This window comes from Natronococcus pandeyae, from assembly GCF_008122205.1.
Lineage (GTDB): Archaea > Halobacteriota > Halobacteria > Halobacteriales > Natrialbaceae > Natronococcus > Natronococcus pandeyae.
In genome coordinates this window covers 610,407-634,102 of record NZ_PHNJ01000001.1, presented here as the reverse complement: position 1 = coordinate 634,102, position 23,696 = coordinate 610,407, and the positions used below count along the sequence as shown (strand labels likewise).

24 protein-coding genes and 1 tRNA gene are annotated in these 23,696 nt (G+C 63.5%); 8 read left to right on the top strand and 17 right to left on the bottom strand.

Annotated features, from left to right (window positions below; translation table 11 throughout):
• Window positions 1–32: 32 nt before the first annotated feature.
• From CV102_RS03210 to CV102_RS03140, 15 genes are all read right to left on the bottom strand, one after another.
• A complete protein-coding gene (locus tag CV102_RS03210) occupies window positions 33–842 on the bottom strand; it encodes a CBS domain-containing protein (protein ID WP_148856434.1) in 810 nt (269 codons plus the stop codon).
• 66 nt (window positions 843–908) lie between these two features.
• Window positions 909–2,399 (bottom strand): DHH family phosphoesterase, encoded by a 1,491-nt coding sequence (locus tag CV102_RS03205; protein ID WP_148856433.1) that lies wholly within the window; start codon window positions 2,397–2,399, stop codon window positions 909–911.
• A gap of 128 nt (window positions 2,400–2,527) precedes the next feature.
• Window positions 2,528–4,042 (bottom strand): NADH-quinone oxidoreductase subunit N, encoded by a 1,515-nt coding sequence (locus CV102_RS03200; protein WP_148856432.1) that lies wholly within the window; start codon window positions 4,040–4,042, stop codon window positions 2,528–2,530.
• Entirely contained in the window at window positions 4,042–5,571 is a 1,530-nt protein-coding gene (locus tag CV102_RS03195) for a complex I subunit 4 family protein (protein ID WP_148856431.1), read from the bottom strand. The genes CV102_RS03200 and CV102_RS03195 overlap by 1 nt, the downstream gene beginning before the upstream one ends.
• Window positions 5,568–7,607: an NADH-quinone oxidoreductase subunit L gene (gene nuoL, locus CV102_RS03190; protein WP_148856430.1), complete on the bottom strand. Its 2,040-nt coding sequence runs from the start codon at window positions 7,605–7,607 to the stop codon at window positions 5,568–5,570. The genes CV102_RS03195 and nuoL overlap by 4 nt, the downstream gene beginning before the upstream one ends.
• 1 nt (window position 7,608) lies before the next feature.
• Entirely contained in the window at window positions 7,609–7,914 is a 306-nt protein-coding gene (gene nuoK, locus CV102_RS03185; protein ID WP_148856429.1) for an NADH-quinone oxidoreductase subunit NuoK, read from the bottom strand.
• Window positions 7,911–8,381 carry a hypothetical protein gene (locus CV102_RS03180; RefSeq protein ID WP_148856428.1) on the bottom strand — a complete coding sequence of 157 codons (471 nt, stop codon included), beginning with the start codon at window positions 8,379–8,381 and terminating at the stop codon, window positions 7,911–7,913. Before CV102_RS03180 ends, nuoK begins: the two co-directional genes overlap by 4 nt.
• Window positions 8,378–8,650: an NADH-quinone oxidoreductase subunit J gene (locus CV102_RS03175; protein WP_148856427.1), complete on the bottom strand. Its 273-nt coding sequence runs from the start codon at window positions 8,648–8,650 to the stop codon at window positions 8,378–8,380. Before CV102_RS03175 ends, CV102_RS03180 begins: the two co-directional genes overlap by 4 nt.
• A gap of 41 nt (window positions 8,651–8,691) precedes the next feature.
• Entirely contained in the window at window positions 8,692–9,153 is a 462-nt protein-coding gene (locus tag CV102_RS03170) for a NuoI/complex I 23 kDa subunit family protein (RefSeq protein WP_148856426.1), read from the bottom strand.
• Entirely contained in the window at window positions 9,150–10,232 is a 1,083-nt protein-coding gene (locus tag CV102_RS03165) for a complex I subunit 1/NuoH family protein (RefSeq protein WP_148856425.1), read from the bottom strand. The genes CV102_RS03170 and CV102_RS03165 overlap by 4 nt, the downstream gene beginning before the upstream one ends.
• The gene (locus CV102_RS03160) at window positions 10,229–11,884 is read right to left on the bottom strand and encodes an NADH-quinone oxidoreductase subunit D (protein ID WP_148856424.1); all 1,656 of its coding nucleotides are present in this window, start codon (window positions 11,882–11,884) and stop codon (window positions 10,229–10,231) included. The genes CV102_RS03165 and CV102_RS03160 overlap by 4 nt, the downstream gene beginning before the upstream one ends.
• Window positions 11,881–12,588: an NADH-quinone oxidoreductase subunit B gene (locus CV102_RS03155; RefSeq protein WP_148856422.1), complete on the bottom strand. Its 708-nt coding sequence runs from the start codon at window positions 12,586–12,588 to the stop codon at window positions 11,881–11,883. The genes CV102_RS03160 and CV102_RS03155 overlap by 4 nt, the downstream gene beginning before the upstream one ends.
• The gene (locus tag CV102_RS03150; RefSeq protein WP_148856420.1) at window positions 12,585–12,998 is read right to left on the bottom strand and encodes an NADH-quinone oxidoreductase subunit A; all 414 of its coding nucleotides are present in this window, start codon (window positions 12,996–12,998) and stop codon (window positions 12,585–12,587) included. The genes CV102_RS03155 and CV102_RS03150 overlap by 4 nt, the downstream gene beginning before the upstream one ends.
• Before the next feature lie 390 nt (window positions 12,999–13,388).
• Complete coding sequence (locus tag CV102_RS03145; protein WP_148856418.1) at window positions 13,389–14,021, bottom strand: AIR carboxylase family protein; 633 nt, start codon at window positions 14,019–14,021, stop codon at window positions 13,389–13,391.
• Window positions 14,022–14,035: 14 nt separating this feature from the next.
• Window positions 14,036–15,199 carry a 5-(carboxyamino)imidazole ribonucleotide synthase gene (locus CV102_RS03140; protein WP_148856416.1) on the bottom strand — a complete coding sequence of 388 codons (1,164 nt, stop codon included), beginning with the start codon at window positions 15,197–15,199 and terminating at the stop codon, window positions 14,036–14,038.
• Between the two features lie 252 nt (window positions 15,200–15,451).
• On the opposite strand from CV102_RS03140, the gene ribH reads away from it, so the two are divergent.
• The 4 genes from ribH to CV102_RS03120 all read left to right on the top strand — a co-directional run bounded on the left by ribH (window position 15,452) and on the right by CV102_RS03120 (window position 18,007).
• Entirely contained in the window at window positions 15,452–15,874 is a 423-nt protein-coding gene (gene ribH / locus CV102_RS03135) for a 6,7-dimethyl-8-ribityllumazine synthase (protein ID WP_148856414.1), read from the top strand.
• The gene (locus CV102_RS03130) at window positions 15,871–17,019 is read left to right on the top strand and encodes a pyridoxal phosphate-dependent aminotransferase (protein WP_148856412.1); all 1,149 of its coding nucleotides are present in this window, start codon (window positions 15,871–15,873) and stop codon (window positions 17,017–17,019) included. The genes ribH and CV102_RS03130 overlap by 4 nt, the downstream gene beginning before the upstream one ends.
• 714 nt (window positions 17,020–17,733) lie before the next feature.
• Window positions 17,734–17,901: an HNH endonuclease gene (locus CV102_RS27130; protein ID WP_306438828.1), complete on the top strand. Its 168-nt coding sequence runs from the start codon at window positions 17,734–17,736 to the stop codon at window positions 17,899–17,901.
• Window positions 17,902–17,934: 33 nt separating this feature from the next.
• A tRNA-Gln gene (locus tag CV102_RS03120) sits at window positions 17,935–18,007 on the top strand.
• A 530-nt stretch (window positions 18,008–18,537) separates the two neighbouring features.
• On the opposite strand, the gene CV102_RS03110 is transcribed toward CV102_RS03120, so the two are convergent.
• Window positions 18,538–19,407 carry an alpha/beta fold hydrolase gene (locus CV102_RS03110; protein WP_148856410.1) on the bottom strand — a complete coding sequence of 290 codons (870 nt, stop codon included), beginning with the start codon at window positions 19,405–19,407 and terminating at the stop codon, window positions 18,538–18,540.
• A 376-nt stretch (window positions 19,408–19,783) separates the two neighbouring features.
• Between CV102_RS03110 and CV102_RS03105 the strand changes: the two genes are divergently transcribed.
• The 3 genes from CV102_RS03105 to CV102_RS03095 are packed head-to-tail and all read left to right on the top strand — an operon-like array spanning window position 19,784 to window position 23,059.
• Window positions 19,784–20,890: a branched-chain amino acid ABC transporter permease gene (locus CV102_RS03105; protein ID WP_148856408.1), complete on the top strand. Its 1,107-nt coding sequence runs from the start codon at window positions 19,784–19,786 to the stop codon at window positions 20,888–20,890.
• Window positions 20,887–22,260: a branched-chain amino acid ABC transporter permease gene (locus CV102_RS03100; protein ID WP_148856407.1), complete on the top strand. Its 1,374-nt coding sequence runs from the start codon at window positions 20,887–20,889 to the stop codon at window positions 22,258–22,260. Before CV102_RS03105 ends, CV102_RS03100 begins: the two co-directional genes overlap by 4 nt.
• Entirely contained in the window at window positions 22,253–23,059 is an 807-nt protein-coding gene (locus tag CV102_RS03095; protein ID WP_148856406.1) for an ABC transporter ATP-binding protein, read from the top strand. The genes CV102_RS03100 and CV102_RS03095 overlap by 8 nt, the downstream gene beginning before the upstream one ends.
• A 22-nt stretch (window positions 23,060–23,081) precedes the next feature.
• Here the strand turns inward: CV102_RS03095 and CV102_RS25730 are convergent, their stop codons facing one another.
• Window positions 23,082–23,231, bottom strand: coding sequence for a hypothetical protein (locus tag CV102_RS25730; RefSeq protein WP_187432844.1), 150 nt, complete (start codon window positions 23,229–23,231; stop codon window positions 23,082–23,084).
• A gap of 169 nt (window positions 23,232–23,400) precedes the next feature.
• Between CV102_RS25730 and CV102_RS03090 the strand changes: the two genes are divergently transcribed.
• Window positions 23,401–23,673: a HalOD1 output domain-containing protein gene (locus tag CV102_RS03090; RefSeq protein WP_148856404.1), complete on the top strand. Its 273-nt coding sequence runs from the start codon at window positions 23,401–23,403 to the stop codon at window positions 23,671–23,673.
• The last annotated feature ends 23 nt before the right edge of the window (window positions 23,674–23,696 follow it).

The window sequence follows — 23,696 nt, the reverse complement described above, 5'->3', positions numbered from 1 at the left end:
GTGGTCAGCCGAACGGAGCGTCTCGTCTCCCGTCACTCCTCCTCGGACTGGAGCCGTTTCGTCGTCTGGACCAGCGGGTGGCGCGCGTAGTCGACGACCTCGATGTCATCGATCGACTCCAGGCCCTCCTTCGCCGCCGTCCGGGCCATCCCGAGATCGATCGCCCGGTCGATGACGATCACGTACGCGTCCATCTCGTCGATCGACAGCCGGTCGGCCGCGAGCACGCGATGGTGGCCGTCGGCCAGCAACAGCGCCCCGCCGTTGTCGATCACGACCAGCGGTTCGGCCAGTCCGTGCTCGAGTTCGTAGCGCCGGCCCTCGAGTTCGTCGGCGTACACCCGCCCCTGAGTCGGGGTGAGATTGCCGAGCGGGACCGTCCGTCGCTCCTGGCGCAGTTCGATGTCGTGGATCTGCTCGAGTGTCCGGACGAGTTTGCCGACCTTCTCGGGCGTCGCGCGTTCGATCTGGCTCCGGATCACGTCGGCGTTCGAGATGATGCCGACGAGGTTCCCTGCGTCGTCGACGACGGGGAGTTTCTGGATGCCCGAACGCAGGATGACCCGGGCCGCGTCGGTCACCTTCATCTCCGGGTGTGCGACGAGCAGGTCCGTCGTCATCACCTTGAAGATCGGGTCGTCCTCCTCCGCGACCAGCAGATCGCGAGCGCTGATGAACCCCTCAACGCGGCGACGCTCACAGACCGGAAACCCGCTATGGTTGTCGCTCTCTGCGATTCGATTCGCGACCTTGCCGACCGTCGTGTCCGGCGAGACCGTCACCACGTCGCGGGTCATGTAGTCCTCGACCTGGGGTTTGCTCCTGTCCGACGCAATCTCCATACGGTGCCACACGGGACGCCAGTGCAAAAGCGCTGTCGCCGCGCTGTCGTTCGCTGCCGGCCGTGTTCAGGTGGACTCGCCGGAATCGGTGCTGTCCGGCGCAAACAGCCACTCGCTGGTCCGGACGTAGGTGCCGACCGGCGTCCCCGGTCGCGTCTCCATCGCCTCGAAGAACCGGTTCGTGATTACCTCCTCGACGACGCTGACGATCGATTCGACCTCCTCCACGTCGTCCGCGCTGGCGAGAATTCCGATCTCGAGTTGGGCACCCGCCATGTCCGCGTGACCGCCCGCGCTGCCGATCTGGTCGAAGGCGTCCCGCAGCGTCTCGCCGAGGTCGACGCCGTTCGACCGTGAGCGGGCGGAGACGAACACCATCTCGTCCATGAACCCGAAGACGAGCGTCGTCTCGACCCCCTCCATCGTGAGCAGGCGGTCGGCCGCCTGCGGGAGGGCGTCACGGTCGCCGATCTGGCCAACGCTCGCGACCGCGACCGATCCCCGCTGTTCTCGGTTCTTGATCGCCCGTGCGATCGTCTCTAAGGTGTCGCCCCCGAGTGACGGCTGCTCGATCCGGCAAAGCACGTCCGTGTCGACGTGTGGCCAGAGCGTCGACGCGGCCTCGAAGTCGGCGGCCGAGACCTCTCGCGTAAACTCGTTCGTATCGACCCGGATGCCGTAGAGTAACGCCGTCGCCGTCGCTCGATCGAACGTCTCGAACTGGTCGACGTACTCGGTGAGGACGGTACTGGTCGCGCCCGCGTGTTCGCGCAAATCGACGTACTCGCTCGCCACCGGCCCGCGTGGCGGATGGTGGTCGATGACGATATCGACGTGGAGATCGTCCGGCAACTGGTCGTTTACCCCCGGCCGGGAGTGATCGACCAGCGCGAACGCCGCGTACTCCGAGAGCGAGTCGGTGGGGTCGAGATTGCGCAGGTCGAGTTCGAGCAGGTTGACCATCGCCCGATTCTCCTGGTGTGAGATGTCGCCGAAGTAGCAGGCGTCCGCCGAGACGCCGAGCGACTCCGCGATCTCTGCCAGGGCAACGGCGCTCGCGATGGCGTCGGGATCGGGGTTGTCGTGCATCACGACGGCGAGTCGACCGTCGATCCCCTGCAGGTGACGTCGCAGTTCGATCGCGGACTCGGCCGCCGAACTCGCCGCCTCCTCGAGGACGCCGTCGACCATCGCCTGCTCGGCGTCGACGACGTGGTCCGCGAGTTCGTCGAACGTCTCGCGGTCGTCCGGTGACGGATTTCCGCCGAGATACGCGACGATCGACGCGGTCGGGAACTGTGCCCGGGCGCGCTCGAGCACGAGACGGTTACAGTCGGTTCGATCGCTGCCGACGAGAACGACGTCGGGCGTCTCGATGCTCTCGAGTACCGCGGGATCCGTCGGATCGGCGTTACGAGCCGGGATGCTCTCGTCGCGGAGCGTCTCGACGTTGTTCCCGTTTTCCGTGATGACCAGTAGCTGTCCGTCGTACTCGGGAAGCCGCTCGGCAACCTGCCGACCGACAGTTCCACACCCGAGTACGAGCCGGAAAACCATATACCGCGGCTTGCAACCCCGACGGGTAAAAACTACCGGCTTAGTCGATCCACGCGACCGGAAAGAAGGTGTCGACAGGTTTCACCGAACGACCCGTCGAAATCCGGAAATCGTCCCGCCTGGCCCCTTCAGCCGATAACTACGGCTGCGGCATCGAGAGCCGCGTCCGCGATCGGACCGAACACCGGGAGCGCGACGACGGTCAGCACGGCAGCGAAGACGATCGCCGCGTAGAGTCCCGTCGGCTGGGAGAGCGTGCCGCGATCCGCGACGGGGTCCTCGATCCAGACGGCCTTCACCAGCCGCGCGTAGTAGTACAGCGACAGCGCGCTGTTGACGACCAGCGCCGCGGCGACGACGAGCATTCCGGCTTCGATCGCGCCGACGAACAGGAAGTACTTGCTGAAGAAGCCGCCCAGCGGCGGGATGCCGGCGAGACTGAACATGAAGATCCCGAGCGCGAAACAGGCGACCGGGGCCTGGGTCGCGAGCCCGTTGTAGTCCTCGAACGTGCGGCCGACGCCCCAGTACTCCGCGAGCGCGACGAACAGGAACGCACCCGTGTTCATGAAGCCGTAGACCAGCAGGTGCATCATCGCCGCGCCCATCACGAGTTGCCCGCCGTCCGCGGAGAGACCGGCGAGTCCGATCAGCGCGTAGCCGGCGTGACCGATCGAGGAGTACGCCAGCATCCGCTTGACGTTATCCTGGGTCGCCGCGGCGAAGTTGCCGAGCGTCATCGTGACGATCGCGAGGATGACGAACGCGAGCGACCAGTCGATGCCGATCACCGCCGTCGTCGCCTCGATCGGGAACGCCGTCGTGAACACGCGGAACGCGATCACGAAGCCGGCGGCCTTCGAGGCCGACGAGAGGAACGCCGAGATCGGCGCCGGCGCGCCCTCGTAGGCCTCGGGCGCCCAGAAGTGGAACGGGACGCTCGCGGTCTTGAACGCGAAGCCGCCGATCATCATCAGGATGCCGAGTCCGAGCAGGCCGCCGTACTCGCCGGCACCCTCGAGGTTCTCGGCGATCGCGTCGAGTTGCAGGTGGCCCGTCGCGCCGTAGACCAGCGAGACGCCGTAGACGAAGATCGCCGACGAGAGCGCGCCGATCAGGAAGTACTTCAGGCCGGCCTCGACGCTGCCGCGGTTGTTTTTCAGGATCGAGACGAGCGCGTAGGATGGGAGGCTGGCCAACTCGAGCGCGATGAAGATCGTTACCAGACTGTTGGCGGCGGCCATCGTGGCCATCCCCGTCGCCGCCAGCATGACCAGCGAGTAGTACTCGGCCTGGTAGGCGTGATCTTCCATGTAGTCGTAGCTCGCCACCGCGACGAGCGCGGTGACGACGGCGACGACGACCATGAAGAACAGTGCCATCTGGTCGACGATGAACTGGCCGCCGAACAGTTCGACGACGCCGCGGCCGCCGTCGACCGACGGCGTGCCGACGCCGGCGAGCATGAACCAGACGGCGACGCCCAGCGCGGTCAGCGAACCGATCGCCGACGTCCCTGCGAGCAGCGATCGGTTGCTCGTCCGCGGGTTGATGCTGTCGAAGACGAACAGCAACAGCGCGGTCGCGACGAGGATCAACGCCGGCGCGAGTGCGGTCCACTCGGGCAGTTCGAACACCGCCATTACAGTTCACCTCCGTTCTCGAGTATCGGATCGACTGCGTCGGTAATCATCTCGAAGATCAGTTCGGGCGCCACGCCGAGGAGGATGATGATGCCCAGCAGCACGAACATCGGTGCGACGTCGTGCAGCGGCGCGCGGCCCACTTCGTAGTCGGTTTCCAGGTGATACGGTCCGAAGACGGTGCGCTGCAGTGCAAACAGCAGGTAGCCGGCCACGATGACGATGCCGAACATCGCCAGCGGGGTGAACAGTTCCGAGTACGGAAGCTGTTCTGCGCCGAAGGCCCCGAAGAAGATCGTGAACTCGCCGAAGAAGCCGCTCATTAGCGGCAGCCCCATGTAGCCGAAGGCGCCGGCGACGAGGATGCCGACCGCGACGGGCATCCGGTCTGCCATCCCGGACATATCCGTCACCATTCGGGTGTGGGTCGCGTTGTAGATGACGCCGACCGCCATGAACATCAGTCCGGAGATGAGTCCGTGGCTGACCATCTGGAAGGTCGCGCCACCGACGCCGAACTGCGTGTAGGCGATCAGCCCGAGGATGACGTAGCCCATCGACGAGACCGAAGAGTAGGCGACGATCCGCTTCAGGTCGGTCTGAGCGAGTGCGAGCATCGCGCCGTAGATGACGCTGATTACCGCGATGGCCGCGATCGGGATCGCATACGCTTCGACCTGCTCGGGGAACATCGTGAAGTTGAATCGGAGCAGGGCGTAGGTCCCCATCTTCAGCAGGACGCCGGCCAGCAGCACCGACGCGGGGGTCGGTGCCTCGACGTGGGCGTCCGGCAGCCACGTGTGGAACGGAACGATCGGGACCTTCACCGCGAACCCGAGGAACATCGCGACGAACACGATCGAGGCGAGCGTCGAGCCGCCGACGCCCAGGAAGCCTTCGGGCCCGCCGTCGAGCATCGCCGACGCGACCTCGGGCAGCGCGAAACTCGTGACGGCGTCGCCGAGGCCGAAGACGAGCGTGATGAACGCACCGAACATCAGCAGCGACGCCACGTTCGTGTAGACGAAGAACTTGATCGCTGCGTACTTCCGGCGCGGGCCGCCCCAGACACCGATCAGCAGGTACATCGGGATCAGGACCGCCTCCCAGAAGATGAACCAGACGAAGAAGTCGAGCGCTGTGAAGACGCCGATCAGGTTCGCCTCGATGAACAACAGGAGCCCGTAGAACTGCGACTCACGGTCGTCGATCGGCGTCCACGAGCTCATGATCGCGAGCGTCGTGAGCACCGTCGTCAGGACGACCAGCGGGAGACTGATCCCGTCGAGTCCGACGAACCACGAGATCGTGTAGTCGCCGAGCTGGATCCACTCCATCTGGGACTCGAAGGCGAGTTCGCCGTCGAGTAAGGCGTTTCCGCTGCCGTCGAACACCGTGAACATCCACAGGCTGAGCGCTGCGGGGATCAGGCTGATGGCGAACGCCAGTTTGCCAGCGATACGATTCGGCGCGATGAACGTCACCAGCGCGCCCACCAGTGCGACCGCGATTAGCGCTTCGATCATCATACGAACCACCCTCCGAGGATCCCGAGCACGATCAGTAAGACGATGAACCCGGTCACCAGTAACGCCGCGTAGTTAGTCACGATACCCGTCTGGATCCGCTTCACTCGATCACTGCCGAACAGACTGGCCGTCGAGACGCCGTCGACGGTGCCGTCGATGACCGTCTGGTCGAAGCGGTCGGCCGCTCGAGCCAGCGGGAGCGTCAGTCCCTCGGCGAGCCAGACCTGGTACTCGTCCTGGTAGTAGTTGCTCCGCAGGACGTCGTAGGCGCCGCCGAGCTTCTCGGTGTGGCGCACGGGCTCGGGAACGTTGTAGAGCTTCCAGGCCACGCCGGCGCCCGAGAACGCGAGCGCCAGCGAGAGGCCGGCCGCGATCAGGACCGTCGTCGACTCGGTCCCGATGAAGCCGGTGTCGTAGACGTCCCCGAGGAGTTCCGTGTAGGCGACGTACGTCGTCCCCTCGAGTCCGCCCTCGAGCCAGGACTCGAGGAACGTCAGTTCGATGCCGGTGAGTTTGTAGACCGGCGCGAGATTGGCGATTCCGGCGACGACGGCGAGGACGCCGAGCGTCAGGAGCGGGAGCTTGATGCTCCAGCCGACGCCGTGTGGGTCCTCGGCTGCCTCGCTTCGCGGCTTCCCGTGGAAGGTCAGGAAGACCATCCGGAAGGTGTAGAAGCCGGTGAAGAAGACGGCGACGAGACCCATCGCGTAGGCCGCGAGGATCAGCGGCTCCTCGAGGCCCACGATCAGGGCGTCGTACAGGATTTCGTCCTTCGACCAGAAGCCCGAGAACGGGATGATCCCCGCGAGCGCGAGCGCGCCGGCGACGAACGTCCAGTAGGTGACGGGCGCCTTGTCCTTGAGGCCGCCCATCTTCCACATGTTTTGCTCGTGGTGCATCAGGATGATGACGGCACCGGCACCGAGGAACAGTAGCGCCTTGAAGAAGGCGTGGTTCATGAGGTGGAAGACGCCGGCGACGTAGCCGCCGACGCCCAGTCCGAGCATCATGTAGCCGTACTGGCTGATCGTCGAGTACGCCAGCACCTGCTTGACGTCGTCTTTGACACAACCCATCGTCGCCGCGAACAGGGCCGTGAAGCCGCCGACGAACGCGACGATAGCGAGCGCCGTCGGGCTGAGCGCGTAGTAGCCGAACATCCGGGCGACCAGGTAGACCCCGGCCGCGACCATCGTCGCTGCGTGAATAAGCGCGGAGACGGTGGTCGGCCCCTCCATCGCGTCGGGGAGCCACGTGTGTAGCGGGAACTGGGCGGACTTGCCGACGACGCCGCCCAGCACCAGCAGCGCGGTGATCGTCACCCAGGTCTCGGCACCGAAGCCGAACAGTTGCTCGTTGCCGTCGATGGCGGCCTCTGCGGCCGCGATGAACGAGTCGTTACCGGCGAACTGGAGCGTTCCGAACGTCGCCGCGATGGCGATGACCCCGATCAGGAAGAAGTAGTCACCGAAACGGGTGACGAGGAACGCCTTCTTCGCGGCCGACGGGGCCGAACGGGTGCGAAACCAGAAGCCGATCAGCAGGAACGAACACAGCCCCACCAGTTCGAAGAACATGAACGCCATCAGCAGGTTGTCCGCGTAGACGAACGCGAGCATGCTGAAGGTGAAGAGTCCGAGACCGGCGTAGTACCGCGGCAGCCCGGTCTCGCCCTCGTCGTTCATGTAGCCGAGGCTGAAGACGTGGACGAGGAACGAGATCAGCGAGACGATCACCAGCATCAGCGCCGCGAGCGGATCGATCAGGATGCCGAACGTGAACTCGATCCCCTCGGGGCCGACCTCGCTGGCGGCGTCACCAGCCGCCCACGTGTACAGTGTGTCGTGGTAATACCCTTCCTCACCACCTGCGACGGCCGCGAGCATCGCGAGCGAGAGCGCAAGTGAGCCGCCCGTCGCGACGATACCCGGGATCGCCCCCTTCTTCGGCAGATAGTTGCCGAAGGCGAGGGCGATGACGAACGCCGCAAGCGGGAACAACGCGATCGCCGGAGCGTAGTCGAATAGCCCTTCCATCTTACCACCTCATCGTCGTCGGTACCGTGACGTCGACGTCACGGAAGTTGCGATACAGCACCAGGATGATCCCGAGTCCGACGGCGACCTCGGCGGCGGCGAGCGCCATCGTGAACAGGGCGAAGACCTGTCCCGTGAGGTTGCCGTGGTAGAACGCGAACGCGATCAGATTGATGTTCGCCGCGTTCAGCATGATCTCGACGGACATCAGGAACATCAGTGCGTTTCGGCGCGTCAGAATCCCGAAGAGGCCGATGCAGAACAGCGCCATCGACAGCAACACGTAGTACTCGATGGCGACGCTCATCGGTCCTCACCTCCCGTCTCGGTGTCGGAGGCGTCCTCGCGGGCGACGTCCGTTTCAGCCTCGTCCCCGAAGCCGCCGTCCGTCGTGGCCACCTGACTGCTGTCGGTGCTGCCCGGACTGCCGGAGACGCTCGTGAGCGCCGCGACCGGCTGTCCCTCGCTCTCGCGTTTCGCGAGCACGAGCGAGGCGTCGAGTGCGGCGTCGAGCACGACCGCGATCAGGATGAACGCGGCGAGGAACGGTTCGGTGTTGCCGACGTTCCCCTCGGTCGACTGCAGGGCCGTGAGATCGAGCATCGCGTAGCCGATCTCGGAGGTGATCGAAATCCCCTCGGGATAGCCGGCGTCGGCCATCTGCGTCGTAAAGGACGTGTTCAGTACGACCAGCGCCATTACGCCGAAAAGCGCGACGGCGAGCACGCCGGGAAGCAGTGATTCGCCGAGTCGGAGTCGCGGACCGGTCGTCATGTCTGTACCACCTCGCTCGTCTCGGTCTCGTCGCGCTGTGTGAGCATCACGGCGAACGTGATGAGGATGAGGACCCCGCCCACGTAGACGAGAATCTGCATCATGGCGACGAACTCGGCCGCCAGCATCACGTAGTAAACCGCGACGCTGACCAGCGTTACGCCAAGCATTAGCGCCGAGTGCCACGGGTCGGCCAGGAGCACGACGCCGAGCGCACTGGTGAGCGTGACGAACGCAAACAGCGCGAACGCGATCAGCTCGTATGTCATTGGTTTTGTAAACTGCCCGTTCTCGGGGACGGGCGACCCGGTTACTGGTAATCGACCTCTCCCTCACCCTCGCCGATCCACGCGCCTCGGTCGGGTTCGCGTGACTCGAGCGGGTCGATGTCCTTGTACCACGGTACCGCTTTCAACTGCTCTTTGTTGTACACCAGGTCGTGTTTGGTGTCGCCCGTGAACTCGAAGTTCTGGGTGAGCAGGATGGCGTCGACGGGACAGACCTCCTCGCAGAGTCGGCAGTAGATACACTGTCCGATGTGGAGGTTGTACTGTTCGCCGTTGCGCTTGTCGTCCATCACGATCTGGATCGTGTCGTTCGGACAGACGTTCTCGCACTGGCGACACCAGATACAGCGCTCCTGGCTGAACTTGTGGACGCCCCGGAACCGCGGGGAGACGTCCGGTGCGGTTTCGGGATACTCGACGGTGAACGTCGAGCCGTCCAGTGCGTGTTTCATCGTCGTTGCCATCGATTTGAGTAGTCCGATCATGCTATCAGCCCCACAATTACCGCGGTCAGGATGAGGTTCGCGAACGCGAGGACGAGCAGTCCCTTCCAGCCGATCTCGATCAGCTGGTCGATGCGGACCCGGGGCACCGCCGAGCGGAGCCACTGGGTCAGCAAGAACACGCCCCAGATCTTGACGAGGAACCAGACGATCCCGATCGACTCGGGGCCAGGTCCGTCCGGACCGCCGAGGAAGATCGTCGCGATGATCGCCCCGCCGAGGAAGATGTGCAGGAACTCGCCGAGGTAGATCAACACGAAGTAGACCGAGGAGTACTCGGTCTGGTAGCCCGCGATGATCTCGGTCGGTGCCTCGGGTGTGTCGAACGGGTTCCGACCGACCTCCGCGAAGTTCGCCAGCAGGAACAGCACGAACGCGAACGGGTTGACGATCGCGAACCAGGCCGGGATCGCGACGGGCCCGAGCGCGACGAGCGTCTCTTGCTGGACGGCGACGATCTCGCTCATCCGCAGGGAGCCGGCGAAGATGACGACCGACATCCCCGTGATGACGAGCGGGATCTCGTAGGCGACGTTCTGTGCGACCGCCCGCAGTCCGCCGAGCATCGAGTACTTGTTCGCCGAGGCATAGCCGGCCATCACCAGGCCGATACTCGCGATGCCGGCGACGGCGAAGACGAACGCCAGACCGACTTCGGGGTCGGCGAGGTGGATCCCGCTCCCCATCGGGATGACGGCGAAGCCGAGCAGCGCCGACGACGCCACGACGATCGGTGCGAGGTCGTAGGCCGGTCGGTCGGCGTTCTCGGGGATGATGATCTCCTTGGAGAGCAGGCGAACCGAGTCGGCGACGATAATCAGCAGGCCGGCCGGTCCGAGTCGGTTGACCGCGATTCGATCCGTGAACGCGGCGGTGATCTTCCGTTTCGCCCACGGGCCGGCGACACCGGTCATCGCCAGCATCAGGTTTCCGACGACGAACGCCGCGAGAAACGCCGCGAGCAGTTCGCCGGCCATACCGAACTGATCCAGCCCGGTTAGCTCGCCGATCCGTTCGGGGAGCAAGACGGTGTCGCTTTGCTGTAGTGGCACCTCGATCATCGATCCACCTCCCCGAGTACGATGTCGAGGCTGCCGAGCGAGGCGATGAGGTCAGGAATGTACTCCCCCTCGGTCATCACTCCGAGCGTCGAGAGGTTGTGGTAACACGGGCTGCGGATCTTGAACCGACCGGGCTTGTCGGTGCCGTCCGACCGAATGTAGATGCCGAGTTCGCCTTTCGCCCCTTCGACGGCGCGGTAGACTTCGGTGTCGGCATCCGGCTTGAGCGTCCGCGGAACGTTGGCCTGGATGTTTCGCTCGTCTTCGGGCCACTCCTCGAGCAGGTCGAGACACTGCTCGATGATCTTCGCGGACTCCTCGACTTCCTGCATGCGACAGAGGACGCGGGCGTAGTTGTCACAGCCGTCTCGAGTGACGACGTCCCACTCCAGGTTCTCGTAGTAGCCGTAGGGGTCGTCCCGGCGGAGGTCGTAGTCGACGCCCGAGGCGCGGGCGACTGGTCCCGTGCAGCCGTAGGATTTGGCGACTTCCGGCTCGAGGATCCCCGTATCCGTACACCGAACCTGGAAGATCTCGTTGCTGGTGACCATGTCGTTGTACTCGTCGATCTTCGCGGGGAGTTCGTCGAGGAAATCACGGGTCTTCTCGAGGAACTCCTCGCGGGGTTCGGGCAGGTCCCAGGCGACCCCGCCGAGTCGGAAGTAGTTGAACATCAGTCGCTGACCGGTGAGGTCCTCGAGGATGTCCTGGACGACCTCGCGGTCGCGGAAGGCGTACTGGAAGACGGCGGTGAAGTCGCCGTAGACGTCGAGACAGAACGTCCCGAGCGCGAGCATGTGCGAGGCGATCCGACACAGTTCGGCGCCCATCGTCCGGATGATCTGGGCGTACTCCGGGACCTCGATGTCCGCGAGGTCCTCGGCCGCACGGGCGTACGCCCACTCGTTCAGCAGCCCCGCCGAGACGTAGTCCCAGCGGTCCGGGTAGGGCATGATCTGGTGGCGGTAGGTGCCCTGCTGGCACATCTGCTCCTCGCAGCGGTGCAGATAGCCGATGTCGGGGTCGACGTCGACGACCGTCTCACCGTCGAGGACGGTCTTGACGTGGAGCACGCCGTGGGTGGCCGGGTGGTGTGGCCCGACGTTCAGGAACATCGTGTCGGACTCCTCGTCGTGATGGTCCGGCTGGATCGGGTTGGCGTGCTCGGAAAGCGTGACGATCTGGGGTTTCTCCTGGTCGTAGTCGAGCGAGAGCGGGTGGCCCTGCCAGGTTTCGGGCAGGAGGATTCGCCGCGGATCGGGGTGGCCCTCGTAGTCGATGCCGACCAGGTCGAACGCCTCCCGTTCGTGCCAGTCGGCCGTCCGGAACACCGGCTCTGCCGTCTGACTGACGGGCTCGGTGGTCGACGTCGGAACGACGACCGAAACCTCCTGGGTCGGATCGTCGTACTTCTTCAGGTGGTAGATCGACTCGTACCGGTCCTCGTACTGCTGTGCGGTGAGACAGGAGAGGTGGTCGAACCCCGCCTCATCTCGCAGGTCGAAGAGGACGTCCTGGACGTCGTCCGGCCGGATGACGAAGCCGGGAGCATTGAGATGATCGTCGCGCCTGAGCGCACGATCACCGATCAGCGCCTCGAGTTCGTCCTCCGTGACCTCGCCTGGAGTCTGCTTTTCGAGTCCCGTGCTCATGGTGAATCAGCCCAGTTGTACCGCATGACGAGGTCCTCCTCGTCGATGTCGTCCGCGAGTTTCTGTACGAGTTCGTCCTTCGGGAGGTCGCCGAACTGCTCGAGTTCGTACGGTTTGACCACGACGGGCGAGGTCTCGCCGTTGCGGATCCGCTCTTGCAGTTTGGCGACGCCGTAGATCAGCGCCTCCGGACGGGGCGGGCAGCCGGGGACGTGGATGTCGATCGGGATGATCTCCTCGGCACCTTTGACGACGTTGTACCCTTCCTGGAACGGGCCGCCGGAGATCGTACAGGAACCCATCCCGACGACGAACTTGGGTTCGGGCATCTGGTCGTAGACGCGCTTCATCCGGGGTCCGAACTTCGAGACGATAGTTCCCGGAACGATCATCACGTCGGCCTGGCGCGGCGAGGCGCGGGGAACCCCCGCACCGAAGCGGTCCAGGTCGTGTTTGATCGCGTAGGTGTGGATCATCTCGATACTGCAGCAGGCGATCCCGAACTGCAGCATGAACATCGAGTTCCCCCGAACCCAGTTCATGAACTTGTCGAACTTCGTGAGGATAAACGGCGACGATCCGAACGCCTCGCGAAGCTTCGAGTTGAAACGGTCGTCGGGACCGGCACCCATCCGCGACTCCCGGGTATCAGTCGACGGGACGGTACTCTCGTAGATATCTTGCCGTGGTTTGTCACTACTCATGGTCGATCAGCTCCGGGGTCGACCTGTCGGGGCGTTTGTGCCCACTCTACTGCACCGTTGCGCCACGCCCAGGCGAGTCCGACCAGCAGGATGGCGACGAACAGCAGCATCGGCCCGAGCGCGTGGAGCAGGCCGTACTCCTCCGCGGCGAGTGCATCCTGGTAGACGACCGCCCACGGAAACAGCAGGACGGTCTCGATGTCGAAGACGACGAACAGAAGCGCAACCATGTAGTACTGGATATTGAAACGGATGCGCGTTCCGCCGGTCGGAACTTCGCCACTCTCGTAGGTGGCACGTTTGCTCGTTTCGGGGACACTTGGTCGCAGGAGGTAGGATACCGCCATCATCCCGAGCGGTATCAGCAATCCTACGAGCGCAAGCGCTCCGATAGCGATCCAATCATTCATCTCCGTAACGTTCGAAGGTTCAGACCGCACCCATATAAGGGTTGATTCTTCGAGTTTCGGCCGATAGGAGCACCAGCGTCCGTTTTCGTAGCCGAAGATTTCGGTCGAATGATCTCGGATGACGTTCGCTGACCGATCTGTCCGTAAAGAACAGGTTACCGTTCAGTTACGTACCGATCAGAATCCGTTGAACGGACGGCAGCAGACGGTATATAGCTCGTTGACAGTCGGCTACCAGTCGCTCGTCTGATCGTTCACGATTTGCACTAGTACCGAACGCGATAGGAGTCGTCGATTCCGGCGGGTTTCATACGGACTGTTGTAACTGTTTACCGGCGCAGACGGAGGGCGGGTCCCGGGTGCGCCGGAAATGACTTACAGCAGACCGTATCACTCGCTCGAGAACTCCGCCGTTCCCCGGTCGTGGAGCGCCCGAGAGACCTGTCCGACCTCCTCCTGTAGCCCTTCGTGGTACTCGAGGAGTCGCTCTCGGACGGTCTCGTGCTGTCGGGCGAGGATCTGGGCCGCGGAGAGCGCCGCGTTGAACGACTTGCCCGCGTCGACAGCTACCAGCGGCGCGCCGGTCGGCATCCCGATGACGCTGTCGACGGACTTCTCCTGGACGGGAACCCCGATCACCGGCAGGGGGTAGGCGATCGAGGCCGTCATGTTCGGCAGGTCCGCGGACTTGCCCCCGGCGCCGGCGATGAGCACCTCGAGGCCCCGCTCCTCCGCCGTCTCGGCGTACGCCGTCATCAGGTCCGGCGTACGGTGGGCCGAGGTGACGTAGGTCTCGAAGGTGAATCGGGCGTCGGGCGGATTCTCGTAGTCGGTCTGCTCCTCGAAGCCGAGTTCGTCGACGAACGCGTCGTAGGCCCCCTGACGGGAGCCGCCGGTCGACATGACCCCGAGATCCGAGTCGCTGCCCATCACGATCCCCACGTCGGGGGTTTCTGCGTCGGGCAGATCCATCTCGGCCTCGCGGTGCAATCGATCGATCAGATCGGATACGGTGTCGCTCATGGGTTCAGTGGGACTCACTCCGAGGTGAAGGTGACGGAGTTCTCGAGGGCGCGTGCGGTCTCGAGCAACTCCTCAGTCGTCTCGTCGTCCCGCGCGGACAGCGTCACGTGACCCATCTTCCGCAGGGGACGCACCTGGCGCTTGCCGTACCAGTGGAGGTGAGCGGCGGGCGTCTCGAGGATCCGCTCGACGTTCCGCATCTCGGCATCCTGGGAGTCGTCGACGTCGCCGAGCAGGTTCACCGACACCGTCGGCGATCGGAGCTCCGTCGAGGCGAGCGGCCACCCGAGAACCGCCCGGACGTGCTGTTCGAACTGGGAGCTGTGGGCGCCCTCGATCGTCCAGTGGCCCGAATTGTGCGGACGGGGTGCGATCTCGTTGAGCAGGATTTCTCCATCACTCGTTTCGAAGAGTTCGATGCCGTAGACCCCGCGACCGTCCATCACCTCGAGCACGTCCCTCGCAACTTCGCGGGCACGCTCTTCGGCGGCCGCGTCCGAACCCGCCGGAACGATCGTCTCCCGCAGGATCTCGTCCTCGTGGACGTTCTCGCCGATGGGGAACGTGGCGGTCTCGCCGTAGCCCTTCACGGCGATCACCGAAATTTCGCGTTCGAAGTCGACGAACGATTCGACCATCGCGGGGCCGGCGACCGACTCGAGGGCCGCGTCGGCCTCCTCGGCCGACTCGACGGGGACGTTTCCGCGCCCGTCGTAGCCACCCGTCCGAGCCTTGAGCATCACCGGCGCACCGTAGTCGTCGATGGCCTCCCGGACGTCGTCGGCATCCTCGACCGCCCGGAACGGCGGTACCGGGACGCCGGCGTCCTCGAGCGCCCGTTTCTGGACGAGTTTGTCGTGGATCGTCTGGAGCGTCGACGGCCTGGGATGGACCGGCGTGCCCGAATCCTCGCTGACGCGCTCGAGGGCCTCCTGGTCGGCCAGTTCGATCTCGAACGTGAGGGCGTCGGCACGCGCGGCGAGTTCGCGAATTCCCGCCTCGTCGTCGAAGTCGGCGACGATCTGGTCCCGAGCGACGGGTGCGGCCGGACAGTCCGGCGTCGGGTCGAGCACGACGATCTCGACACCGAGCGGCGCGGCCGCCTCGGCGAGCATCCGTCCTAGCTGTCCCCCGCCGACCACGCCGAGCGTCGGTCCTGGCGTCTGTAACGTCGTCATTGCGCGCTCGTTCGCTTCGGGCTCGTTTAAGGGTTCTCACTTCACGTCACGATCGTGCTCACTATCTGGAACCGACGGTTCGAATGTGAGCACAATCGAGAACACTACGAAAGCCCTGCCCTTTCCGTGGTGATCTCGGTGCCTGCGTGTCGTCTCCGGTTACGATCGATCGCAACACGCGACCGGAATCAGCTACTGGATCGGTCACGCGAGAACGGTACCTCTTTTACTCACCCAGACTACGGCTCGCGTATGACCACGCTCGGACTGGTGGTTGCGGAGTTCAACCGATCGATCACCGAGCAGATGGAAGACGTCGCCCTCGAGGCCGCCAACGACGCCGGCGCCGAGGTGTACGAGACGGTCCACGTCCCCGGTGCGTACGACGCGCCGCTCGCGGCCGACCGGCTCGCTCGCCTCGACGACGTCGATGCGGTAGCCGTCATCGGCACGGTCATCACGGGCGACACCAACCACGACCAGGTGATCACCGACGCCGCCGCACAGCGGCTCTCCGACGTCAGTCTCGAGCGTGACACTCCCGTGACGCTCGGCGTGACGGGCCCCGGCATGTCCGCCGCCGAAGCGCGCGAACGCGTCGAGAACGCGGCGAAGGCTGTCGACGGCGCGCTCGATCTCGTCGCCGAACTCCCGGATCCCGATTCACAACAATGACGATGGAATTCACCGACCGCGTAACCCGAGTCGAACCGTCCGCAACGCTCGCCATCTCCGCGCTCGCGACCGAACTCGAGAACGACGGCGTCGACGTCGTCGACCTTTCCGTCGGCGAACCCGACTTCCCGACGCCCGAGAACGTCGTTCAGGCCGGGAAGGACGCGATGGACGCCGGCCACACCGGCTACACGACCTCCGCCGGCATCCTCGAACTTCGCGAGGCGATCGCCGACAAGCTGGCCGACGACGGTCTCGATCACAGCACGGACGAGATCATCGTCACGCCCGGCGCGAAGCAGGCGCTGTACGAGATCGTCAGCGCGCTCGTTCAGGACGGCGACGAGGTCGTCCTGCTCGACCCCGCCTGGGTCTCCTACGAGGCGATGGTCAAGATGGCCGGCGGCGACCTCACGCGCGTCGACCTCTCCGATTCCGACTTCCAGCTCGAGCCCGCGCTCGACGACCTCGAGGCCGCGGTCTCCGACGAGACCGACCTGCTGATCGTCAACTCACCGTCGAACCCGACGGGCGCCGTCTACTCCGACGAGGCGCTCGAGGGCGTCCGCGATCTGGCCGTCGAACACGACGTCACCGTCATCTCCGACGAGATCTACAAGGAGATCACCTACGGCGTCGAACCGACGAGTCTGGGTACGCTCGAAGGGATGGCCGACCGCACGATCACGGTCAACGGCTTCTCGAAGGCCTACTCGATGACCGGCTGGCGGCTGGGCTACTTCGCCGGCCCCGAGGAACTGATCGACCAGGCCGGCAAGCTTCACAGCCACTCCGTCTCCTCGGCCGTGAACTTCGTCCAGCACGCCGGCATCGAGGCGCTCGAGAACACCGACACCGCCGTCGACCAGATGGTCCAGGCGTTCCGCGAGCGCCGCGATCTGGTCGTCGACCTGCTCGAGGAACACGACGTCGACGTCGCCGTCCCCGAGGGCGCGTTCTACATGATGCTCCCGGTGGCCGACGACGATCAGGAGTGGTGTGAGGGGGCGCTCGAGGACGCCCACGTCGCGACGGTTCCGGGGAGCGCGTTCGGAACGCCGGGCTACGCCCGGATCTCCTACGCCGCGAGCGAGGAACGACTCCGCGAGGGAATCGAGCGGCTGGCCGAGGAAGGCTACCTCTAATTGGCTATAGCGACCGACGGATATTCTCAGCCTCTGTTTTGTGGATCTCGTTTCAAATTAACGAGTGTGTCGCGTAAATCAGGGTCTTAGTCATCTTTTTTCTCGCTACCTCGAATTTAAATCGGATAATACGGCGAAAGTCCACATGGAGTGTCCAACGTGCGAGAAAATTCTATCCACGGAACGGGGAATGCGGCAACACCATACGAAGGTTCACGGAAAACCGCTCCCGAATCGCACATGCGCTGGTTGTAAGACGGAGTTCTATGATCCCAAAGCGAGACGAAAATTTTGCGAGAATTGTAATCCGAACGCAGGGAAACACAACGGCAATTGGAGAAATAAAAAGGAAGCGGCGGAGTGCAAGCGATGTGATGCGGAGTTCGAGTATTATCCATCAGATAAAGAAGGGATATACTGTTCGACGTGCGTCGAAGAGAGCGATGAATTCCTCGGCGTTCCGTACTACGAAGTACACGATATCGAACGGACGAAAAAAGTCTGCGAATTCTGTGGGCGGATCATAGACGTCCTTCAATCGAGAGCGGACAGATACCCGTCCGGTTTTGCAGTCATAACTGTCACGCCCTCTCATTATCGGAACCAGAGACCGTCGCCGAGAATGTCTACAGAGGGAAGTGGTACAAAATACGACAGCAGGTGCTGGAACGAGACGAGTATCGATGCCAAAACTGTGGAATATCGTGCGATGAGATGGGACGCGAACCGGACGTTCACCACATCACACCCGTTCGTGAATTTGAGAACCCACAACGAGCCCACACAGTGGACAATCTTATCAGTCTTTGTCGGAGTTGTCACCGGTTAGCCGAAATCGGATCGATCGACGTTTCTCCGAGCAGGACAAACAATAACTCATAAGCCGACACGCAGATAACTCGCATCTGCGGACGAAGTCCCGTGGTGTAGTGGCCAATCATAGCGGCCTTTGGAGCCGCTGACGGCGGTTCGAATCCGCCCGGGACTATTTTTAATCATTTATGGGCGTGAAATAAACCATTTGGCGGATTCGACCTCAGGGAACGAGCGTCCTCGCGGTTCGAATCCTGGATGCAGCAAGACGATCCTGGTCGTTTCTCGTTGACTTCGCCAATCAGCCGCTCGCTCGGTGTGCAGATCGAACGAACGCCGAAAACGAGGCCCGATCGTTATAGTAACAACTGAAACTGTTTGCACACCGATCGCACTGTCCGCGGTTCTCGCTTACGTCGCTCACGGGTCGTTCCTCCCCGTTCGCGGTCCGCGGTTCTCACTCACTTCGTGCTCACGGGTCGTTCCTCCCCGTTCGCGGTCCGCGGTTCTCACTCACTTCGTGCTCACGGGTCGTTCCTCCCCGTTCGCGGTCCGCGGTTCTCACTCACTTCGTGCTCACGGGTCGTTCCTCCCCGTTCGCGGTCCGCGGTTCTCACTCACTTCGTTCGTTCCGAACCGCGCTCGTTCCGAACCGCGCTCGCTCCGAGCCGCGTTCCCGTCGCGCGATCGGGTGCGCACTGACGTTCAGTGGCTACTATAGCTCGAGTCCTGGACGAACGCGAGCACCTCCTCGACGAAGCGGTCCGGCTCGCTGACCATCGCGAAGTGTTTTGCCCCATCGATGGTAGCGATCCGGCTGTTCGGGAGCGCGTCGTCGAGCGCTTCCGTCCCGTCTGTGAACCACTGGGGGCTCTCGCCGCCGGCTACCAACAGGGTTGGCGTGGTCATCCCTGCGAATCGCTCGGCATCGAACTCGTACTCGAGGAGCGCTTGTCCTTCGCGGAGCATCGTCTGGGCCGCGTCAACTTTCCCCTGCCAGTGCGGCGCCGCTCGAGCGGCATCGACGTGCGCCGACGGAAACTCTACGACGTCCAGTAGCGAGAGGAGCGCCTGCTCGTTCTCACCGTCGGCCAGCAGCGGCTCTATCTCGCTGAACATCGCTCCGAAGTCGGGTTCGTTGCCGACTCCGACGCCGGGTTCGTGCAGGATGAGGTTGCCTCCGGGTTCGTACAGGATGAGTCCGCGAAGAGCGTCGGTTCGTAGGGACGCCTCCAGCGCACAGAGCCCCCCGAACGAATGTCCGAAGACCGTCGCCGGATCGTCGATCGAATCGACGACTGCGGCCACGTCCTCGGCCTCCCGTTCCAGCCCGTACTCGTCGGCATCGCCGCTTTCGCCGCGGCCACGACGATCGATCGCGTAGACCGTACAGTGTTCCGCGAGGGCGGGACGAACGTCGGCGAGTTCCCACCATCCCGAGCGATCGATGGCGCCCCCGGGAACGAGCACGAGCGGTGGCCCGCTCCCTGTCCGTTCGAACGCGATTTCCGTCCCGTCCGCAGAGGTGACCGTTTCTACGTCCGTTCCTTCGTCCGGTGATGTTGCTTCGGCCATGGTTTCTCCTCCGTTCCTCCTCCCTGGAGAGCGGTTGTGCCCCGCTATATCGAGAGTGACGTTATCGAGGAACACCTCAGTTGACAGTGCGAGACTGGAAAGCGCTATCTACTGCTATTCTGGCGGCCACTGACTGGTGTGCAGACGATACAGGGGAGTCACCGGGTGCACACGAACTGCTGATCGTTCCGTGCCTCACCGTTTTGATCCGCCCAGCAGATGAGAGCGAGCCAGATCGCAACTCGAACTGAAAGCCGGCGTGTTAGGGTCGCTCGACGGTCGCCTTCGATATTCGATGGCCACGTTGGGTCCAGGGACAGTTGTCTGTCATCAGCTCCTAGACGAACTATTTCTATGCTGCAAGCTAACTAACATCATGGCGTTTGCAGACGGCCGAAGTCACCTCTCGAAGGTGACTCTGGAACAGTGGTTCGGGGTGTTGCTTTTAGCGGGCCTGGGCGTCCTGGTGGTCGACCTCGTTCGTCGAGTAGTCATCGGTGACCTTCGGTTCGGCACGCTCTCGCTGTTCCTCTGGCGAGGGCTGGTCGACGGGCTAATCATCGCGCTCGCCGCCGTCGGTCTGTCGATGACCTACGCGATTCTCAAGTTTGCGAACTTTTCGCAGGGTGATCTCGTCACGACCGGTGCGTTCACGGGGTGGACCGCTGCCTACGTCGTCGGGGGAATCGGAGTCGCCGAGTTCGGCTCGACGATCCTCCTGAACGCCGATCGTGGGACCTCCGCCCGCGAGCTCGACATGCACCTGTTCGGGGCGCCGCTTGCGATCATCATCGGATTGATCGTCGCGGCAGTCGCGACGATCCTCGTGGCGCTGGCGATCGATCGAGTAGTGTACAGGCGCATGCGAAATGCTGGCGGGATACCGTTGTTGATCGCGAGCATCGGGGTCGCGCTGGCGCTCCGGTACGTGATCGTGTTCTTCTACGGCGAACAGACACGCGGCGTAACCAGGAGTTCACCGACGGTCGATCACGAACTCTTCTTCTGGACCGATTCGCTGAACGTCCATCAGTCGAGTCTCGTCGTGATCGGGGTCGCACTGATGATCGCGCTCCACCTTCTGTTGCAGTACACGAAGCTCGGAAAAGCCATGCGGGCGATGGCCGACAACCGTGATCTCGCGCTCATCACCGGAATTCCGACCGAGCGAGTGATCCTGATGACCTGGATCATCGGTGCGGGACTGACCGGAGTGGCCGGCTATCTGATCGTCCTCGAGACGGAGACGCTCAGCTTCAACACCGGGTGGTTCCTCCTCCTGTTGATCTTCTCGGCGGTCATCCTCGGCGGCATCGGATCGATCTACGGCGCAATCGCCGGCGGATTGATCATCGGGCTGGCGACGAACGTCTCGCTGGTGTGGATTCCGGGAGACCTGACGGAGGTCGCCGCGTTCACGCTCATGATCATGATTCTCATCTTCAGGCCATCCGGGATCTTCGGGGGGGTGGAGACAGCATGACCCGCGACACCCCCTTCGAGCCGGACGGGGGCGACGGTCCCGGCGCGTTCCTCCTGAACGCCGACGCACGTCCCCGCTGGCTCGACGACGTCGTCATCATCGGAAAGGCCACACTCGTGGTGTACGGCCTCTTTATCGGCCTCGGCCTCGCGGCGGGACTGGACTTCAACGGTATCGTCAGCACGCTTCAGCAGGTGACGTTGCTGGCGACGTCGTTTGCGCTGGTCGCCCTGGCGCTCAACCTTCACTGGGGCTATACGGGGCTGTTCAACATCGGTATCGCCGGCTTCATGGCCGTCGGTGCATACACGATGGCGCTGGTAACAGCCGCACCGGATGCCACCTTCCCCGGACTCGGGCTGCCGCTGTGGATCGGCGTTCTGGCGGGACTCGCTGCCGCGGCGCTCGTCGGATTCGTGGTTGCTCTACCGGCGTTGCGTCTCCGTGCTGACTACTTCGCGATCGTCACCCTGGCGTTCGCGGAGGTGATCCGGCTGGTGTACAACTCGAGTGCGCTCCAGGAGTTCGATTTACTCGGCGTCGAGCTCGGGACCGGCGGTGGACAGGGAATGTCCTTCCCGAACCTTCGAAATACGGTTTCGCGGAGACTCATGTACGTCGACGGGGACCCGACGGCGGGCCCGTCCCTCGTCGGACGGCCGTTCCTGGCGATCGGGGACGCGCTGGAGCTGAGTCCGTCGGTCGTCGAGGGGTGGGTGTACACCGCCGTTCTGGTGGTGCTGGTCGCGTTCGTGTTCGTCGTCATCACCTGGATCGGCAACTCCCCGTTCGGCAGGGTGTTGAAAGCTATCAGGGAGGACGAACTCGCCGCACGGTCGCTCGGCAAGAACACCGATCGCGTGAAGATCAAGGTGTTCATGCTCGGGTGTGCGTTCATGGGTCTGGCAGGCATGGTCTGGCAGGGCCGACGGGGATACGTCGATCCGAACCTGTTCCTGCCGATCATTACGTTCTACATCTTTATCGCGCTGATCATCGGCGGCTCAGGGTCGAACACCGGGAGCGTCGTCGGGGCGCTCCTGTTCGCCGGATTGCTCTTCGAGGGTCCGCCGTTCGTCCAGCGCATCGTGGACGCCACCTTCGACCTGCCACGACCCCCGACGGTCTACGACGGAGTGATCGCACTGGGTGACCTCGATCCGATGCCCCTGCTGGGATACGCGGTAGGTGAACTCCCGAATCTTCGGTTCGTCCTCTTCGGTGTGGTCCTGATCGCACTGATGATCTATCGTCCCGACGGGATACTCGGCCACCGGAACGAACCCGCATCGCCCCTCGACCTGACGAAGGAACGACCGCCCCGCGAGCGTGACCCCGCTTCCCCAGAGGGAGGTGAATCGGATGAGTGAAGCCGGGGTCAGTGAGCAGGAGCGAGCGGAGGCCGACATGCTTCGCGTTTCGAACCTCGAGAAGCGATTCGGCGGCATCGTCGCGGTCGACGGCGCCAGTTTCGAGATCGAGCGAGGAACGATAACGGGGCTCATCGGCCCGAACGGGGCCGGGAAATCGACGGTATTCAACCTGATCACCGGTGTCTACAACCCGGACGCTGGACGGGTGATCTTCGAGGGCGAGGACGTGACCGGACTGCGGCCCTACCAGCTGGTAGACCGCGGGCTGGTACGAACCTTCCAGATCAGCCGGGAGCTCAGCGGGATGACAGTGCTCGAGAACATGTTGCTGGCGTTCGACGACCAGCTCGGCGAGTCGCTCTGGCGCACAGTCGTCCCCGGCGTTCGTCGGTCGATCGTCGAACAGGAGCGAGCGCTGCTCGAACGCGTCTGGGAGACCCTCGAACTGTTCGAAATCGATCACCTGGCCCACGAGGACGCGGCGAACCTGTCGGGTGGCCAGCGAAAACTTCTCGAACTCTCCCGGGCGCTCCTGACGGATCCGGAGATGTTGTTACTCGACGAGCCGATGGCCGGCGTCAACCCGACGCTCGAGAAGAAACTCCTCGAGCGCATCCACGAACTCAGATCGCAGGGATACACGTTTCTCCTCGTCGAGCACGACATGGACGTCATCATGAACAACTGCGAGACGGTGATCGTCATGCACCAGGGGAGAGTGCTCTCGCGTGGCTCTCCCGAGGAGATACAGGCGGACGAACGCGTCATCGAGGCCTATCTCGGAGGTGAGATCTGATGCTCGTCGTCGAGGATCGATGTCAGATCGTCCAGATCTCGGTCTCGAGGAGCTGAAGAGACGTCGAGATCATCCGTATGGGCTCCTGGAGGTCGTTGACGCCGCGAAGGTGAACTGCTCCAGATGCTCGTTCGATCGATCCAGTTTCGCGACGGTTGCTCGAGTAGTTCATCGAGACGTGAACGAATTTACTGATACGAAATATCAGATTCTCGATTACTAGTCCGCCGCCGCCCCAATCTCTAGATATCCCAACATTCGAGGGCAAAGGCCCCCATGAGCGACGAAATTTGACCGTGAAGGACAACTTTCTTCAATCGTGTCTGAAAAGGCGAATTACAATGAACCCTGGGAGCGATGGTACCGACGAAGCGGGCTGGACCGCGCCGAGTCTGGCGGTCGTCGAAGCCGTGGCCGACGCAGAAGGGGTTCAGCCGGAAGATCTCTGTCCACCAGAGTACGAGTCCCTGTACACGGCCGTCGATCCGGAGGCACTCGACAAACTCTTCGCACCGAAGGCCGTCGGTACCCCGCGATTCGGTTGTAAGGTTTCGTTTCGGTACTGTGACTATCGCGTGACGATCGATCGGCACGGAACGGTCTCTCTCGAGTAGCCCCCGATCAGGTTCGGCGAGTT